Origin of the sequence: Curtobacterium sp. B18, from assembly GCF_000333375.1 — a bacterium.
Classification (GTDB): Bacteria; Actinomycetota; Actinomycetes; order Actinomycetales; family Microbacteriaceae; genus Curtobacterium.
On record NZ_BACZ01000311.1, the window covers coordinates 1 to 16572 of the forward strand.

The following is a 16572-nucleotide window of genomic DNA, read 5'->3' on the forward strand; positions in this document are numbered from 1 at the left end:
GCCGCCGAGCTCCTCGACGAACTCGGAGTCGAGCCACGGCTTGTAGACGCGCAGCCGCGGGTTCGCCATCAGGCCGTAGCGGTAGAACCGCTCGATGTCGTTGCCCTTGTAGGTGGATCCGTCGCCCCAGATGTCGACGCCGTCCTCCTTCATGGCGCGGACGAGCATCGTGCCCGTCACGGCGCGGCCGAGCGGCGTCGTGTTGAAGTAGGTCTTGCCGCCGGAACGGATGTGGAACGCGCCGGTCTGCAGGGCGACGAGGCCCTCTTCCACCAGGGCGCTCTTCGCGTCGACGAGGCGGGCGATCTCGGCACCGTACTCGTGCGCGCGCCCCGGGACGGCGTCGATGTCCGGCTCGTCGTACTGGCCGATGTCGGCCGTGTACGTGCAGGGCACCGCTCCCTTCTCGCGCATCCAGGCGACCGCGCAGGAGGTGTCGAGACCTCCGGAGAACGCGATGCCGACTCGTTCGCCGACGGGGAGACTGCTCAGGACCTTGGACACGACGTCAATCGTACGGGGAGTCCAGCCGGTACATCGACTGGCGCCGCTGGCCGGCGTTGGTGCCCCTTGGAGGCGCTGCAGGGACTCGAACCCCACGATGATTCGGTGCGCCGAAGCGAAGCGTTCGCAAACTTTCGGACCCCGGTAAGACGCTTGTCCGAGATGGTGCGGGACGGCCGGTTGGCCGAGATGCTGTCCGGGCCCGTGCGTCATGAGCCGGAGCGGAGGGAGCTCGCACGGCAACGGCGCCTCTCCCCCGCCGAGATCGACCGCCTCGCTGCGGAGTACTCAGCCGGCGGCAAGAACGTCCGGCAGCTGGCCGCCAAGTGGGGCGTCAGCAGGAACATCGTCGCGAAGCACCTGCGAAACCGTGGGCTGGAGCTCGGGCCGCAACCGCTGACCCGCTCGGAGATCTTCCGGATTCAGAGACTGGCCGGCACCGGCATGTCTTTGAACGCGATCGGACGAAAGATCGGACGGGATCCGAAGACGGTGAAGGCGGCGCTGGCGGAAACGGACTAGGCAGCCCCGTCGGCTTCGCATCGGCCCCGGTCGAGCCGGCCGAGGTCGAGCAACGTGCGGCGAGCCTCTGTATGTCGATCTCGGCACGCACGAACGATGAGACATGCACCCGGGTGTTGGCCAAGTCGACGTCCGGTCCCGCCGCGGCGATGAGGCCTCGCGACAGCCGCAATCGGATCGCCGGCCAGTTCCTCTCGCCCACCATTCCTACGTATGCGGCGTACTGGTTGAAGAGACGAGTCCAGTGCTTACCGGCGCGGTTTGGAAAGTGAAGGCTCCCGTCTTAAGGCCTCTGCGATATAGGTGGGTAGCAACTCGTCGGAGGAAAGGTCGAACCTACGGTACCGACGTTCAAGCCAATTGACAAAAGGATCAAGCGCGGGATGACCGCCGTAAGGGCGGCGGTACCGGAAAGCGAATAGCCGTAGGCCCACATGGATAACCAGCCCCAATGAGCTAATTCCCTCTACGCAGAGATCTACAGGGCTCACCCTCTGCAATCGTTCAGTTATCCGCATGCTTTTCGTCAGCGTCAGGCGATTCATTATCACGACGCCTTCCCGATACCAGGAGTTCGCGCACCATTTTCCATACTGCGGCGCCTCCGAAAATAATCGCTAGGACGATCGCGCCGACGCCGAGAGTCGAAAGAAGCTCCATCAGTCCAGTCTCTCACACGTCCGTAAATTTAGCCATATAACCCTCCGGGGACCTGCGCAAGGTCTTCAGTTCACTATGCGCTGCGGAACACCTTGAACATCAAACGTTCACGAATCATAAGCGTCCCGAGGAGGGTCGCGGAATACGCGCCCAATGCAAAAGTAATAAGCGGCTTCCAAGTGAACTCTAACGCCGGGATTTCTGAGACTGAGGAGATCACAAGAGCCGAAGCAAGTGTAAGGCACGTAAGCGGCAATACAGAAAATGCGAGTTCCGCCGACCGAATCAAAGCAATCTCTCCGTCACGAGTGCCCGCATGCCGGGCGGAGGCGGTCTCAAGACGACGAGGCCAAAGCAGGGCAAAGCCAATCAAGCCACCAAGAACGAAAGCGACAAGCGGCAGCCGTGCCGTTGGGCGCGCCACGTAGGCATGCTCATCTGGCCCACTTCGCCCAAGTGACGCGTTCAGCTGCGAGAATCCCGCATCCTGACTGCTCAAGATGGTGTTTGCACCGAGCGCAGACGCGAGCAAGACTTGATCGTCGTCTGCTCCGGGGCCGAGCTCCGCCCAACACTCATCGAATGGTTCTGATGACGGATCACGTTCTAGAACCGCGTATCCAAGGCCCGCACGACGACCGTCATCCGCCCACGCGTACACGTCCCCCACTGTCATCCTTCCCTGGGAGGTCGGTATCACTGCTCCGCGCGACAGTGCCAACGTCTCCGCAACATCGCGAGCGATCGCAATCGACGAGTATGGGTGCAGTCCCGGTAGCGCCGAGAAGTCGCCGAACGAGCCTGAGACTCTGTAGACCGGCACCGGCTGACCGGGCAGGGCTTTGAGCTCGAGGTTGGACTGGCTTGGGGAGATCGCCCCAGAGCTGACTACGCCAGGGACTGACCGCAACGAATCGCAAGCCGCTCCGTCGATCCCGCTCTCGGCTGCGAGCACTACTACAGAGCCGCCAGCGGCATCGAAGGACTCGCGCGCCGTGCTGATGCTGTGCGCTTGGCCTGCGTCTACCGCCGCGACGGAAACCACGGCCACCGAACCGAGCAGGACGAAAAGAAGCCACCTCGTCACACCTGCCGCCGAGTTTCTCCATGCCTCGGAGAGCATTCCTTCAAAGCGCATGAAAACTGCCTAAGTCGACGACTAGATCGCACGCATCGCGAGTATCAGAGTCGTGCGTCGCCACCACGGTGATGATCTGCCGGCCCGAGATCGAAGATATCGCCCGATTCACTTGCCGCTTCGTGGCCGCATCGAGCTGAGCCGTAGGCTCATCGACAAGCAAAAGGCTCGGCCGCGCGGCAATGGCCCGCGCTAACATGAGGCGTTGCGCTTCTCCGCCCGAGAGTTGAGAAAAGGGTCGGTTCAGCACCCGGTCGAGCGACACGTCATGCATTATCTTTCTGGCATGCGCGTCCGCCCGTGGCCGCGATAGCCCGCTTTGCAGCAATGGATATGATACGTGATCAAGAGCTGTTCGGCGCGCAGAACCGTGCGGATTCTGAAATACCCACTGCGTTCTCATAGCTGCCGTCCTATGCACGGCTCCATTCGTAGGACTCAACCACCCGGCAAGGATATTGAGGAGCGTACTCTTACCGCTGCCCGACGGCCCCACGAGCGCATACGAAAGACCTGCACTCAGGGTCAGGTTCACGTTCTCAAAGAGATATTCGGAACCCGAATAGCGGTGACCAACGCCTTCTAGCGCGAGCCGCGGACTAAGGCCTAGCATTTCAACGATCGGCCCGGGCTGGCGTCTACATTCGGCCCAAGGCCCGGCTTCTCGCTGACGAAGACCACGGAGGCTCCAAGTTTCGATCCGACGACCTGCACTCGCACGACGTTCCCCGTCGAGCGCACGCAGCTAGTTCCGCCGTGGAACACTATCGAGCCGGCTGGTACCACCGAGAGGCTCGCAGGAGTCTTGAGCCCCAAGGGCAACGTGACGGTCCTGGACCCGTCGGAATCTGCCGCAGAGGAATCATCAGACGCCGCGCCTCCATCGGATCCGGCCGAACTCCCCTCGGTTCCCTCGGCTTCCACTCCAGAAGCCTCGGCGAGTTTGTCCGGTTCGGCCACGGTACCGTCGTCACCGACGGCCAGCGTGGAGCCGTCCGGCAGAGTGAGCACGCGGCTTCCAGGGATCTTCAGATCCTTCATGCCTTCGACGGTCGCGGTCTCGACCTGCGCGCTCGCCGTTGCAAGAGGTCCTCCGCTCGTGACCGGCTCTCCCACCTCCGCTTTGCAGTCCGACACGTTCACTCGTTCCGCCGGGAGCCACACGTACCGGGACAGGGGGAGCAGTACTTCCCCCGGCGCCTCAGTTTTCCAATTCGACGTGAGGTTCAGGTTCAAAGCGAGCGAAAGACGCTCCACAGCACGAGCCGTATTCCGGCCCGCAACTCCGTCGACATAGACCGGGAAGCCCAACCTCGTCAGTTCCGCTTGAAGCGCCCGAACGTCCTCCCCCTTCGCGCCGTATTCGATGTCGCGCCACAGCGGGGAGGACGTGGCGATATTTACCAGACGGTCTCCGTCCACCGAAAAAGAAGAGGCCCCAGACGCGATCGCCTGTCCATCTCTGCATTCGGATGCCGTGAGCACGCCCTCAGCGCCCGAGCTCAAGAGCCTCTCGGATCCCATCCGTACCCGTACTTTGACGGGCTTGGAATCCGTCGTTGTGGTGGTTGACACTGGTACGTTCCGCGCGTCGGAAGCGGGCCGGAGGGCTTCCGGGGTGCGTCCCGGAGCGAGTGCCAGACCCACGCTGACGCCGACGCATCCTGCCACTAGCGCCAGAATAATACCCAGCGACAGCGCTGATCTAGCTCGGAACGGCTCGCGCGATACTTTCCTACTCATCCGAAAGGCCGAGCGGGTCGTCATTGCACTTGTCGAACTCCGGGGAATCGAAATCGAAGGAGAAGTTCTCAGACTCAGATTCGCGCGAATACTGTTTCGCGGTGTAGGACTTCGGGACGATACCTTGGCGCACGAGGCACTTCGCCATGATCTCGTCCTCGTCCAGGTGCTCCGGATTTCGCGCAATCGCATCCCGAATGAGTAGCACCCTTGCGCCTCCATCCTGCAGACACTTGTCGACGGCGGCCTCGTCGGTCTTCACGGGCCGCGTATATCCCCATTCACCGTCCTTCAACTTGACGTTGGTCAGGCCCAGGTCGGTCATGCAATTCGAGATTCGATTGACGAAGTAGTTGTACTCCGCGTCAGTGACTTGCCCGTCGGCCAAAGCCTCACGGACCTCGCTGTCGCTTGCAGTGCGATACGCATCCGAAAAAGCTATCGCCCATGGTCCCTGGAATTCCTTGTGCACACCCCCAGGTGATGCCGCGGACGTCTCGGCGTCGCCGCCGCTTCCCCCTGAACACCCCGAAAGCAAAACGATTGTGCACGCTGCCGCTACGAGCGCAGTCTTTCGTTTGAACACGCTATCCCCATTTCTTCCCGCACCGCCCCAACAGTCGTTTGACATCCGCTGGACCTTCTGATAATGCCGCGCCAGCATTGACTCTTGACGATTGCACAGGTACGTTGACGTCAGACATGGAGTGTACGGCAAGGGGTGCCGTCCCATGCATCGAGAAGGGGCATCTTGTGATCAAGATGAAGTTCATGGCCGTTGCCACCGCGCTCGTGGCGGGAGCGATGCTTGCCGTTCCGGCGACGGCTCAGGCCGCACAGCACAGCGAAAAGGTAGGGGGAGGCCTCTGGAACTGGGGCCAGGACAGCGGAAAGGACTATTCCCACTACTACCACAAGACCAAGTTCCACACGGCGACGATTTGCAACGGGCCGGCCGGCGGCGTGTTGGTGACGTGCAACAAGAAGGCCGTGGAGGACGGCAAGTGGGCGAAGGTCAGCATGAATTCGACCGCCGCGACGGGGCACGCTTACTGGAACGTACTCTAGTAACCGGAAAAGCAGCCGCGGGGTTTCCGCGGCTGCTTTTCTGCGTCGTGAGAACCCTGAACGCGACTTGCAAGAGCGAGTGCATGCCCACCGGTCGCACGCGCTAGCGGAGTTGGCCAAGTCGCGGGTGGTCTGTGGGCGACCTAGCACGGAGCGTTCGGCGTAGTGCCTCCACTCCGGCGTATCGCCGTAGAGTTGCCGCGCCGTGGCTGGCCACTGCGGATTCGATCCAGGCCCGAACGTCGCGATCTGCTCCTCAGCGGTCATAAGCAGCCCATGTTCGTGCGCGTCGACCATCTTGGCCAGGTCATCGTCGAGCGAGCTGAGATGCTCGACTCGCACCGCAAGCTGGTTCTGCCGGTCGCGCAACACAGCGAGAACAGCCACGTTCGGTTCGTCGAGGACGCACCGGATGCCTTGCAGGTCGAGCCCCAGCTCGCGGTAGATGACGATGCACCGCAATCGCTCGAGGTCCCCTGCGCCAAAGAGGCGGTACCCGGCAGCTGACCATGACGACGGCCGCGCAAGAGCGATCTCATCTCAGTGATGCAAAGTCCGAACCGTCACCCCGAGCGACGCCGCGGCCGACCAACCGTCAAGTCCACGGCGTCGCTGTCATCAAGCACTCGCTCCGTTTTTCTCGCCATCGGCGTCCGGTGCGTTCCTGCCGATGGCTTCGAGGTCCTTGGCGGTCTGACTGGCCGTATCGAAGGGCTTCGCGGCGGTGAGACGACTCATACCTTCTCCGGCGTGATTATCCCGACATCGCGGGTACCCCAAGGCGTGTCCCGCGGATCACTCACCATGCCCGCGTCGTGGGCACGGTGTGCGGCCACCAGGGTGTCGAACCGGTTCAGGACGCACGCGAAGCCGCAGCTCACCACCGGGCCCTGATCCGGAGCCGATGCAGTCGGGACCAGCAGGACGTCCTGGAAGGCTCATTGGCGCAGGTACACGAGCTGGCCCGGCACGCTGAACAGCTCGAAGGAGTTCAGGCCCGGCGGGCGCAGTGACCGTTCGGCAGCTGGCCGGCAAATGGGGCGTCAGCGGGAACATCGTCGCGAAGCATCTGCGAAGCCGAGGGCTGGAGCTAGGGCCACAGCCGCTCGCCCGCTCGGAGATCTTCCGGATTCAGGACTCGCCGACACTGGCATGACTTTCAACGCGATCGGACGGAAGATCGGACGGGATCCGAAGACGGTGAAGGCGGCGCTGACGGGAATGGATTCAGACCAGGCGGCCTCGTCGGCCTCGCGTCTGTCACAGTCGCGCCGGCTGAACTCGAGGAATCTGCGCGCCAACTTTTGGATGTCGATCTCTAGACGGACCACCGGGAAGATCTGCACACCGGCCCCAGCCGATTCGACGTCCGGTCCCGCCGCGGCGACAAGGTCCCGCGACAACAGGAATTTGATGCTCGGCCAGTTGACCCCTCCCACCACCCCGACATAAGCGGGGTGAAGGTTGGGGAGCTTCGCCAGCACTGATCTTCTGACAACCTGACGAGTCGACCGAACTCGCCGTCAAGAAACAGAGTCCTCATCGAAGAGTTCGCGAGCCCCTTGATAATCGTCCGCTAGTTTCTTTGAACGCCGGGTCAGCCTCAATGAACCCTTCGAGTTTCTGTCCGTCCAGTAGCTTCCCGCGACGCGCTGGACCGGATTGCCCGCAAGCTCAAGCACACCGGAACCGTGATGAATCTGACTGCGGTGACGCACGTCCTGACCCGGCTCGTTCGTGTACACGTAGTGCAAAACCCATGCATCACCTTCTTTGACGACTCGAGCGAGGGATGACCGCGACCGCGACTCGTCAGAGAACAACGTGACGCTCGCAGAGGTACTCGTCTGGCGAATGACGAGATAAACAACCTTCTCGGGGATTCCGTGTCCGGTTACAGGATCAACCCACTGGGACTTGAGTTGCGTTTCCCAAGTTCCGCTGACATCCCGAGGAACCGCGGATAGCTTCTGAAGCCACCCAAACCTCCAGACGAATCGGTCCCAGATATTCACACATGCCGTAGCAATGAACACCGCGGCGGAAAAGAAACGCAAGAATGCGGTGTCCGGCGTACCCGCGATCGCCCATGTCGCGATGACGAATACCAGCGAGACGATGATTGTCACGGCTCTAACAAACACGCCGGACATCACGCGTCGAACTCCATGTACTCCCACGCAGCCGAAGCGAACGCATGCACGTCTTCACGAGTCCACTTTTGGGACGAGTGGAAAAGGAATTTGACGTCGTTCACCTCCATCCATCGGTCGGATTCCTCGGAGGGCTCGGCCGTCATAGTGTAATTATAGATGTCCGCTAGGCAGCCCTGCATCACCGAGCGCCAAGTCGATCTGAGGAAGTACTCGTCAGGGCAGTTGTAGATGAGGCATTCCATCAGATAGGAGGGCATTTCCTCGGCTAAGCCGGCCGTGACGAGCACGTTCTCGAGCCGTTTTAGAATACGGACCGTCTTTTTGTAGTAGTGGTTTGTCCGTGTGTTCTTTTGCGTCCCATGCAACAACTGCAGCTTGGAATAATTCTCGGTGAAAGTGTGGTCGTTCTTGAAAACACGTGCGCCTTCTCGAGTGCGACCATTCGCAAAGTATTCGACGTAGCGGAAACAAGGAACAACGTCCGCGTCGACGCGTGCCGTGTTGGAGTTGACTCGCAGTGCAGTGGAACCTGTCGCGTCTACCGAACCGGGGAACTTTGCCCTAAGCGCCGACTCAATCTCAGAACGAAGGTACTGCGGTGTCCAAATACCCGTATAGGGGACTCCGGAGTGGTCCGCATTGGGATCACGGTCCCGGTAATACACAACCTCCTGGCATTCTACGGCAATATCCACGTCACTATCGGCTTTGACGTTAGTGTTGTTTGCGTACGAACCCTTGGCGTAGATCGCAAGCGACACACCCGAGAATGCATCGTGGGCATCGATCGCCTCGCGAATCATGCGCTCAGTCCGGTCCTGCTTCTCTTTTTCCGTCGGACTTGACGGTCCGGTCCATCGCCCGAGCTGTTCTTCTGAAACCATTAGACCCTCCCCATGAGTCGATCTCACCTTGCCTTCATTATGCACCCGGACTTGCGAAGTTCATGACGTGTTCTTTACATACCCCCGGTACCTCATCCAGCGGTGGCGGTTCGGCAAGAATATCCCGACTGACTCTACAGACGCATGCGCCCTAGCGGCACACTTTTTCCGTGCTTGCGGGCCCTGTTCGCGAGGGACGGTTCGCGCCTCGACGCCTCAGCAATTCAGCCGGGACCTCCTCGTGAAATATCCCCTAGAGAGTCCGGGCTGCCGCAGCTTTGATCGAACCCGAACGATGGAGTTGCATGTTGACGGCGCGATGTACGGGTAGCGACGTCGCATGTCGACGTGTTCTCCTGGTCACGTGACCGTGCGAGCCATCCAACCGGCCGATCGCCCCGGCCTCGTCTCGATGCTGGCGGCAGCCGTCGACCTGCCGTCCGGAATTTCCGACTGGTATCGGAACGCGAAGCCTCCCCACCTCGATCTGGCCGCTTGGAACGCCGGCGCCATAGAGGGCGTCGTCACGGGCACATTCGGGTCCGACTTCCAGGGCGACCCATCGTTCGGTTCCCTCGATCTGCCTCCAGGTCCGCACGCGTTCCTGACTCGCATCTATGTCGCCCCTGCCGCGCGGCGGCGTGGCGTCGGGTTGGACCTTCTGAAGGCGTTTGCCGACGAGGCGCTCGCGCGCCGTTGCGAGTACGTCGCGGGAGTTGTCGACCTGTCCTCTGAGTATGCGGAGCGCGAGGAGTTCTTCACGGCGTCTGGTTTCGCGATTAGTGACGATCACATGATCGGCGCGCTCGCCACCGAGGTCGTCGGGAGGATCGCGCAGCTACGGCGCTAAGCATCCTTGGTCCGCGCGAGGGCGCGAAACATGAGAATATGTCTCTCGCACTGAGTCTGCGCCTTGGAGCGCGGCCTGCCCCGGAGGAGTTCACGATGGCGTTCGTTGGCAAGGCAAAGAAGGCTGCTCAGCACTTCGAGACACCCGAGGAGATGTACCTCCGCGGAGGACTCCCTCGAACCGGCGAGGCCGTTCCCTCCCTCTGGCTACACCAGGGCGACGTCATCCGCGCGTATGCCGAGAAGCATCAGGCGACGGCCGATCTTGCCCTGGAGCTCCCAACAGGCACTGGCAAGACGGTCCCGGGCCTGCTCATCGGAGAGTGGGTTCGACGCAAAGGCGAAGGCCCCGTTCTCTACGCGACGCCCACGAAGCAGCTCGCAAAGCAAGTGGCCGCCGCGGCGAAGCGCGAGGGCGTGCCCGTCGCGCTACTGATCGGCAGTCACACGGGCTGGGACCTCGCTGATGCGACCGCCGTCGAGAGCGGAGAGGCGATCGGCGTCGTGACGTACAACGCGATCTTCAACAGCAATCCACACGTGCCTGTCCCCCGCCTCGTCATCTTTGATGACGCTCACGCCGGCGAGCAGTTCGTCGGGCACGAGTACGGCGTTGACATCCGGCGGTCAGACGACGAGGACGCCTATCTGTCTGTGCTAGCAGCCCTTAAGCCCTTCCTGTCCGGCCTATTGCTCCAGAGACTCGAAGGCGTTCCCGATCCCGGCGCGCATCACCAGGTGAGGCTGATCCTCCCGGCGGCAGATCCGCACGCGCTCGCCGCGCTGGACGCGACCCTGGTCAAGCTGCCGAAACCGTACAAGTTCGAACTGGCGATGGTGCGCGCGGGGCTGGCCTCATGTCTGGTTTACCTTTCCTACGGTGGAATCCAGATACGCCCGATGATTCCGCCCACGTTCGAAAACAGGGTGTTCACGCAGGCGCGACAGCGCATCTACCTGTCCGCGACTCTCGGTGCAGGCGGAGAGCTCGAGCGCGCTTTCGGCCGGCGAGAAATCACACGGATGCCGCTGCCCGGCAAGACGCCCCCGAGATCCGGACGGCGCCTGTTCGTGTTTCCCGACCTGGTTGCCGGCGGCGATGGGATGGCCCTCACCAGGCGCCTCGTGGGCCTGACCGACAAGGCGCTGGTCCTCAGCCAGGACACCGTCGCACGCGCCCGAGCAACCGCGGAGTCGCTCGCGGGCAAGGACGTCCCCGTCTTCGGCCGAGACGAGCTGGAGGAGGAAGGCCTCGAAGCGTTCGCGATTGCGAAGACCGGGGTGCTCGGACTTGCCAACCGCTACGACGGCATGGACCTTCCGGACCATGCCTGCAGAATCGTCGTCCTCGACGGCAAGCCCGACGCCGTCGGCCTGCAAGAGAAATTCCTCAGCGAACGCGCCGAAGCGAACGCCGCGCTGTCAGAGCGAATCCGATCCCGGATCGTCCAGGGCGCCGGTCGAAGCACCCGGGGTCCGAATGACTACGCGGTTGTGATCGTCCGCGGCGCTGACATCACGAAGTACTTCAGTCGGCAGGACAACATTTCGGCACTTGAGCCCGAAATTCAAGCGGAGGTGCAGTTCGGCTGGGCCAATAGCCGCGGTGCGAATCCGGACGACGTCGTCGAGAACGTCGCTACCTTCCTCGCTCACGACAAGGAATGGCGGGAGAACGGCGAAGAGCTAGTCTCGGAATTTCGAGAGGACGCCGTCAAGGTGGAGCCGCCGGCGACGGAGCCGCTCGGGAAGGCGGCGCCGCTTGAAGTCGAGGCATGGAACCTCGCTTATAGCGGCGACTGGACCGGTGCGAGCGGAAAGCTCCGCGAGGCGGTGGTCCACGTCGGGCCTGAAGCAACCCGCGGCTACCGCGGACTTTTGCTCTACATCGCAGGCGTCTGGTTGCACCTGGGAGCCAAGGACGAGACGGAGCGGGCGCGGGCACGTGAACTGGTCCGCGAGGCGGCCCTGGCCGCGAACCGCGGAACCTGGTTGCGTGAGATGCTGCCGCTGTACGCCGCCGACGAGATCGAGGTGGCCCCGATGGACGTAGTCGCCGTAAACGAGATCATCACGCGCCTCCGAGGCCGCCTCCGTCCGAGCGTCATCACGGCCGAACTCGCGGAGATGCAAGCCGCTCTGGCGCAGAACGAGGCTGCAAGGTACGAACGGGGGCTGACAATTCTCGGCAAGTATCTGGGCGCCGCGGCGTCGAAGCCGAAGGGGCAGGCGCGTTGCGACTCCGCGTGGGAATGGGGCACCGCGCTGTGGCTCACCGTCGAAGCGAAGTCCGAGGAACGCGAAGATGGGCTGCTCCCCGCCAAGGACATCCGTCAGGCCAACACGCAGCTCGACCAGCTTGCCCATGACCGCGGCGCCGACCATGCCCCCGCGGGCAGCGTGGTCGTGCTCTTGTCGGAGCGGCTTGCGGTCGACCCCCAGCACGCCTCGATCGCCCAACCTTACGTGTACCTGACCTCGCCCGACGTAGTACTGGGGATGGTCGGCGATGTGACCGCCGTCTGGGCGAATCTCCTGACCGCAGCGACCGGACAGATGTCCGAGACCGATCAGAGGAAGCACCTGCGTTCAGTCCTCGGTGACAACGGGTGCCTGCCGAGTCAGGTGGTCGACCGGCTCACCCAGAATCGGATCCGGCCGGGCGACTGACGCCGCTCAGCCTCGTCCTCGGGGCGACCGTGACCCTCGGGAGGATTAGCGGTGCTTTCGCGCGAACAGGGAAGCTGCCAGTGAGCGTCGGTGTGCGGCACTCCGGAGCTCACTGTCGAACAGGCACAACTCCGGCAGATCAATATCACGATGGCGCTGGCTACACTCGCCTGGTCGGACCGTCAACCGCCACGGCACGCTCTACGAATACTTCATCTGCGCCGGACGGGCCGCGAAAAGAAACGACTGCGACGCCCCTGCCGTCTCGATCGCGCTTGTCGAGAAGCTCGTCGTACGGCTCTACGCGAGCATCGCCCTCGCACCCGAACTCCGCGCGAGACTCGGCGCAGCTATGCGAACGGAGATCGGCGCGGACCTGCAGGAGTCCGTCCGGCTGGCAGCCGACCTGACGCTCGAGCAGGCCCGCCTGAAGGACCGCGCGAAGAAGCTGCTCGACGGCCATCTCGGCGGCGTCATTCCGGCCGACCTTTACGCGGACGAACAGAAGGCGATCACGGCGAAGCTCGCCGGAATCGCGGAACGGCTCGACGGTCTCGCCGAGGACGAGGCGCAGGTCCTCGGCAATCTCGACGACGCGCTCGCGCTCGCCGGCAACTGCTACGAGGCCTACCTGCGCGCGCCGGACCACCTGCGCCGCAGCTTCAATCAGGCGTTCTTCTCCCACATCTACGTCGACCGGGAGGGACAGCTGCGCTGCGACATGGCGCAGCCGTTCGAAATCATCGTCGAACGGTCGCGTCAGCTCGCCACCTCTGTCACCCCCGGATCTGCTGACGAATCGGGGCAAACAGAAGAACCCTCGACCACTATGGATTGGGTCGAGGGTTCGGGACAGGTCGTATTGGTGCCCCTGGAGGGACTCGAACCCCCAACCGTTTCCTTAGGACGGAACTGCTCTTCCATTGAGCTACAGAGGCTGGCCCCACCACTCTAGCGGCGGAACGGCTCCAGGAAGGCCCGCACCTCGTCGACGAAGAGCACCGGCTGCTCGAACGGCGCGAAGTGCCCGCCCCGGTCGAGCTCGTGGTGGTACACGAGGTTCGTCGTCCGCTCGAGCCACTCCACGGGCACCCGAACGATGTCGCCGGGGAAGATCGAGAACCCGGACGGCACCTCGACCCGACGAGCCAGCTGCGACGCCGGGATCGCCGCGTTGGCGTGGTACATCCGCATCGAGGACCCGATCGTGGCCGTCGCCCAGTACTCGGTGACGAGCGCGAGCACCTCGTCCCGCGTGTACACCGACCAGAGGTCGCCGCCGCAGTCGCTCCACGACCGGAGCTTCTCCACGATCCAGGCCGCGAGCCCCGCCGGTGAGTCCGTCAGCCCGACCGCGGCGGTCTGCGGCTTGGTGCGGTGCAGCATCGCGTAGGCGCCCTCGGCGGTGCGCCAGCGGTCGGTCGCGGCGACGAACTCCTGCTCGGCGGCGGAGAGCGTGGATGCGTCGAGGCCGGGCCACGCGAGCCCGCCGTCGATCCGGTGCACGGCGACGACGCGGTCGGGCTGGTCGAGCGCCAGGTACCGTGCGACGTGCGAGCCGATGTCCCCGCCGGACACCGCGAACCGCTCGTACCCGAGGTCGGTCATGAGCGTGGCCCACAGGCCCGCGACCTCGCGGGCGTCGAGCACGCGGGGCGGGGCGTCCGAGAAGCCGTACCCGGGCATGTCCGGCACGACGACGTCGAACCCGGCGTCGACGAGCATCGGGACCACCTTGCGGAACCGCCACCCGGAGTCCGGCCAGCCGTGCGCCAGCAGCAGCGGGAGGGCTCCCGGTGTCGCCGCGCGCACGTGCAGCACGTGGATGCCGATGCCGTCGACGACCGTCCGACGCGACGGCAGGGCGGCGAGCGTCGCTCGGTGCGCCGCGAAGTCGAAGCCGTCCGCCCAGTACGCGACGAGCGCCCGCAGCTCGTCGACGTCGATCCCGAGCGACCAGCCCGTGCCGACCGGGGCGTCGGGCCACCGGGTGGCCCGGAGCCGCGCACGGAGGTCCGCGATGGTGTCGTCGTCGATCCACGGGGTCTCGGCCATGGCGGCACGCTACGCCGCGCACCCGACACTCCGACGCGGGTCCCGGCGGACGCATCGCGCGCGCAGGCAGCGCCCGACCGTCCGACGCGGGTCCCGACAGTCCGACGCGGATCCCGGCGGACGGGAGGCGCGGGCCGGTGCCGACCCGCGCCTCCCGTCCGCCACGGCGTCAGCCGCGGCATCAGCCGCTACGCGGCCACGAGGTACTCGTCCCACTCCGACTGCGGACGCTCGATGCCCCGCACCACCCACGACGCCCCGTGCGGCGCCTTCGGGCGGAAGCGGAGCCGCCACCCCATCTCCTGCGGGGTGCGGTCGCCCTTGGTGTTGTTGCACGCCAGGCAGCAGGCGACGAGGTTCTCCCACGAGTCCTCGCCACCGCGGGAGCGGGGCTGCACGTGGTCGATCGTCGTGGCGTGCCGGTCGCAGTACGCGCACCGGTTCGCGTCCCGGCGCAGGACGCCCCGGCGGGACACCGGCACGAGCCTCGAGTGCGGGATGCGGACGTACCGGGTGAGGATGATGACGGACGGACGGTCGTAGGTGGACGTCGATCCCGTGACCGGGTGGTCGAGGTCGGCGGCGACGATGGCGGCCTTCTGGTTCATGACCAGCACGAGGGCCCGACGGAACGAGATCACCGCGAGGGGCTCGTAACCGGCGTTGAGGACGAGAGTGCGCATGGGTTCCCTTCCGACGTGCCTGGACGGCTTCCAGGCTGTGCGGGTGCGTCGGACCGGGGTACCGCGCAGGTGACCTCCGCTCGCGCGAACGGCCCCTGAACCACGAAGAGCACCACCCGGATGGGCAGTGCTCTCGTCATGCAGGGGCGTGCTCGTGCACGCAGGCGGTGGTCGACCATATGTCGACGTGCGCGCGCCGACCCATGGTGCGGGTCGTGCGGAACGCTGACATGGGGTCTCCCTGCTCGGACCGTTCGGGCCGGTGCAGGGTCAGGGTACGTCAGAAACCGGCCCGGCACGAGGGTGCACGGGCCGGTTCCGGCGATGTTCACGGGATCGACGCTCGGTCGTCGCGGCCGAGGTGCCCCGTGGGCACCCCGTCGTCAGATGCCGAAGCGGACGATGTGGTAGTCGCTGGTCCAGATCGGACGGATCGAGACGGAGCCGCCGGGCTTCGGGGCGTCCATGATCATGCCGTTGCCCATGTAGAAGCCGTCGTGCGCCTCGTTGTTGAAGATGACGACGTCACCGGGCTGCGCCTCGGACTCGGGGATCGTGGTGCCGGCCTGGTCCTGCAGCGGCACGGAGTGCGCGAGGTTGATGCCGTACTGCGCGTACACGAACATGACGTAGCCCGAGCAGTCGAAGCCCGACGGGTCGGCCCCGCCGAAGACGTACGGAGTGCCGATGTACTGCTTGGCGGTGGCGACCACGGCCGGCAGCGAGAACGGGGTGTTCGCGGCGGTCGACGAGGCGACGTAGTCGGAAGCGCTGGGGCCCGTGTACGAGGCGTACTGCGACGCGGTCTGGGCGCGGGCCGCCTGGGTGGCCGCAGCCTGCTCGGCGGCCTGCTTCGCGGCGGCGTCGGCGGCCTTCTTCGCGGCCTCGGCGTCGAGCGTCGACTGGGAGGTCGCGCCGTAGCCGTCGCGGCTCGTGCCGGCGAGGGCGACCGCGTCGGAGACGGAGAAGTTCTGGGCCTGGGTGGTGCGGACCTGGCGCTGCGCGGCGGCGGCGTCGGCGTCGGTGCCGGTCGACTGCGACGTCGCGGCGAACGCGGGGGCGACCGCGACGGTGCCGAACATGCCGACGGCGACCGTCAGGACGACCGGCGCGAGGAACCGGCGCTTGCGGGCCGACGAGCTCGCCTTGGTCGTCGCGGCGGCACGGGCTGCCTGGGCTGCGCGGCGACCGCCGGGGAGCGGGGCGTCGCGAACCGGGGTCACGGTGCGCGCTGCGCGGCGTGAGACGGGGGCGTCGGTGGCGATCACGGTGTTCGTCGGGTTCGCGGGCGTCTGGTCGTCCGCGGCGGAACCGGTCTGCGTCAAGGGGTGTCTCCGGCGTCTCGTCACCACTGCCAGCGGGGGTGATCGCCGGCCGTGCAACCCCATCCGTTCGTCATCGTTTCCGATCGAGACAGGAGACGGGTTCGAGACGTCCTGTCACGGGTCCTGGGCCTCGTGGGTGGCCGGCGGACTCGGACGAGTGTACGTGGCGACCGTTACCTTGTCGAGATGAAAACGCCCGTTTGTAACAGAACGGTAAAGAAGCCCTGATCAGCCCTGACAAGGTCTTTGACAAGCATTGGGCTTTCATTTCCCTCTTCTAAGAATCTCCCATTTGTAACCATTGCTTATTGTGGC

General features: G+C 64.5%; 18 protein-coding genes and 1 tRNA gene. 5 read left to right on the forward strand and 14 right to left on the reverse strand.

The window, feature by feature from the left end; all coding sequences use genetic code 11:
- The coding region (locus tag I5E_RS08410; RefSeq protein ID WP_022906585.1) for an argininosuccinate synthase domain-containing protein at positions 1-504 on the reverse strand (504 nt) is incomplete at its 3' end.
- 66 nt (positions 505-570) lie between these two features.
- On the opposite strand from I5E_RS08410, the gene I5E_RS08415 reads away from it, so the two are divergent.
- Complete coding sequence (locus I5E_RS08415) at positions 571-1026, forward strand: hypothetical protein (RefSeq protein WP_222836456.1); 456 nt, start codon at positions 571-573, stop codon at positions 1024-1026.
- Positions 1027-1530: 504 nt separating this feature from the next.
- Here the strand turns inward: I5E_RS08415 and I5E_RS25360 are convergent.
- The 5 genes from I5E_RS25360 to I5E_RS08420 form a co-directional block, all read right to left on the reverse strand.
- The gene (locus tag I5E_RS25360) at positions 1531-1686 is read right to left on the reverse strand and encodes a hypothetical protein (protein ID WP_187290483.1); all 156 of its coding nucleotides are present in this window, start codon (positions 1684-1686) and stop codon (positions 1531-1533) included.
- A gap of 73 nt (positions 1687-1759) precedes the next feature.
- Positions 1760-2824, reverse strand: coding sequence for a hypothetical protein (locus I5E_RS24370; protein ID WP_148286902.1), 1065 nt, complete (start codon positions 2822-2824; stop codon positions 1760-1762).
- Positions 2814-3437 (reverse strand): ATP-binding cassette domain-containing protein, encoded by a 624-nt coding sequence (locus tag I5E_RS23445; protein WP_083857911.1) that lies wholly within the window; start codon positions 3435-3437, stop codon positions 2814-2816. Before I5E_RS23445 ends, I5E_RS24370 begins: the two co-directional genes overlap by 11 nt.
- A complete protein-coding gene (locus I5E_RS24375) occupies positions 3431-4399 on the reverse strand; it encodes a peptidoglycan-binding domain-containing protein (RefSeq protein ID WP_148286903.1) in 969 nt (322 codons plus the stop codon). The genes I5E_RS23445 and I5E_RS24375 overlap by 7 nt, the downstream gene beginning before the upstream one ends.
- Before the next feature lie 160 nt (positions 4400-4559).
- Positions 4560-5039 carry a hypothetical protein gene (locus I5E_RS08420; RefSeq protein WP_031261929.1) on the reverse strand — a complete coding sequence of 160 codons (480 nt, stop codon included), beginning with the start codon at positions 5037-5039 and terminating at the stop codon, positions 4560-4562.
- A 290-nt stretch (positions 5040-5329) separates the two neighbouring features.
- Between I5E_RS08420 and I5E_RS08425 the strand changes: the two genes are divergently transcribed.
- Both I5E_RS08425 and I5E_RS08430 read left to right on the forward strand, forming a co-directional pair.
- Complete coding sequence (locus tag I5E_RS08425) at positions 5330-5635, forward strand: lactococcin 972 family bacteriocin (RefSeq protein ID WP_261974878.1); 306 nt, start codon at positions 5330-5332, stop codon at positions 5633-5635.
- Between the two features lie 276 nt (positions 5636-5911).
- Positions 5912-6142 carry a hypothetical protein gene (locus I5E_RS08430; RefSeq protein ID WP_022906589.1) on the forward strand — a complete coding sequence of 77 codons (231 nt, stop codon included), beginning with the start codon at positions 5912-5914 and terminating at the stop codon, positions 6140-6142.
- Between the two features lie 536 nt (positions 6143-6678).
- Here I5E_RS08430 and I5E_RS24380 read toward each other — a convergent pair.
- The 3 genes from I5E_RS24380 to I5E_RS08440 are packed head-to-tail and all read right to left on the reverse strand — an operon-like array spanning position 6679 to position 8675.
- Positions 6679-7119, reverse strand: coding sequence for a hypothetical protein (locus I5E_RS24380; protein WP_148286904.1), 441 nt, complete (start codon positions 7117-7119; stop codon positions 6679-6681).
- Between the two features lie 39 nt (positions 7120-7158).
- A complete protein-coding gene (locus I5E_RS24385; protein ID WP_148286905.1) occupies positions 7159-7764 on the reverse strand; it encodes a hypothetical protein in 606 nt (201 codons plus the stop codon).
- Between the two features lie 23 nt (positions 7765-7787).
- Positions 7788-8675: a nucleotidyltransferase domain-containing protein gene (locus I5E_RS08440; protein WP_031261933.1), complete on the reverse strand. Its 888-nt coding sequence runs from the start codon at positions 8673-8675 to the stop codon at positions 7788-7790.
- Positions 8676-9039: 364 nt separating this feature from the next.
- Here I5E_RS08440 and I5E_RS08445 point away from each other — a divergent pair, with 364 nt between their 5' ends.
- Positions 9040-9525, forward strand: coding sequence for a GNAT family N-acetyltransferase (locus tag I5E_RS08445; RefSeq protein WP_022906591.1), 486 nt, complete (start codon positions 9040-9042; stop codon positions 9523-9525).
- 95 nt (positions 9526-9620) lie between these two features.
- Entirely contained in the window at positions 9621-12194 is a 2574-nt protein-coding gene (locus I5E_RS08450; protein WP_022906592.1) for a DEAD/DEAH box helicase, read from the forward strand.
- Positions 12195-12354: 160 nt separating this feature from the next.
- On the opposite strand, the gene I5E_RS23450 is transcribed toward I5E_RS08450, so the two are convergent.
- The 5 genes from I5E_RS23450 to I5E_RS26695 form a co-directional block, all read right to left on the reverse strand.
- On the reverse strand, positions 12355-13002 hold the full coding sequence (locus I5E_RS23450; RefSeq protein WP_148286906.1) for a hypothetical protein: 648 nt from the start codon (positions 13000-13002) through the stop codon (positions 12355-12357).
- 55 nt (positions 13003-13057) lie between these two features.
- A tRNA-Arg gene (locus tag I5E_RS08460) sits at positions 13058-13132 on the reverse strand.
- Between the two features lie 13 nt (positions 13133-13145).
- On the reverse strand, positions 13146-14249 hold the full coding sequence (locus I5E_RS08465) for an epoxide hydrolase family protein (protein ID WP_022906593.1): 1104 nt from the start codon (positions 14247-14249) through the stop codon (positions 13146-13148).
- A 188-nt stretch (positions 14250-14437) separates the two neighbouring features.
- Entirely contained in the window at positions 14438-14932 is a 495-nt protein-coding gene (locus I5E_RS08470; protein ID WP_022906594.1) for an HNH endonuclease, read from the reverse strand.
- A gap of 383 nt (positions 14933-15315) precedes the next feature.
- The gene (locus I5E_RS26695) at positions 15316-16257 is read right to left on the reverse strand and encodes a C40 family peptidase (RefSeq protein ID WP_022906595.1); all 942 of its coding nucleotides are present in this window, start codon (positions 16255-16257) and stop codon (positions 15316-15318) included.
- Positions 16258-16572 lie beyond the last annotated feature (315 nt).

Excerpts from the sequence above, each read along its gene's own strand:
- I5E_RS25360 (WP_187290483.1), bottom strand. The coding sequence starts at position 1,686 with ATGGAGCTTCTTTCGACTCTCGGCGTCGGCGCGATCGTCCTAGCGATT.
- I5E_RS24370 (WP_148286902.1), bottom strand. The coding sequence starts at position 2,824 with ATGCGCTTTGAAGGAATGCTCTCCGAGGCATGGAGAAACTCGGCGGCA.
- I5E_RS23445 (WP_083857911.1), bottom strand. The coding sequence starts at position 3,437 with ATGCTAGGCCTTAGTCCGCGGCTCGCGCTAGAAGGCGTTGGTCACCGC.
- I5E_RS08425 (WP_261974878.1), top strand. The coding sequence starts at position 5,330 with ATGAAGTTCATGGCCGTTGCCACCGCGCTCGTGGCGGGAGCGATGCTT.
- I5E_RS08430 (WP_022906589.1), top strand. The coding sequence starts at position 5,912 with ATGTTCGTGCGCGTCGACCATCTTGGCCAGGTCATCGTCGAGCGAGCT.
- I5E_RS08440 (WP_031261933.1), bottom strand. The coding sequence starts at position 8,675 with ATGGTTTCAGAAGAACAGCTCGGGCGATGGACCGGACCGTCAAGTCCG.
- I5E_RS08450 (WP_022906592.1), top strand. The coding sequence starts at position 9,621 with ATGGCGTTCGTTGGCAAGGCAAAGAAGGCTGCTCAGCACTTCGAGACA.
- I5E_RS08465 (WP_022906593.1), bottom strand. The coding sequence starts at position 14,249 with ATGGCCGAGACCCCGTGGATCGACGACGACACCATCGCGGACCTCCGT.
- I5E_RS08470 (WP_022906594.1), bottom strand. The coding sequence starts at position 14,932 with ATGCGCACTCTCGTCCTCAACGCCGGTTACGAGCCCCTCGCGGTGATC.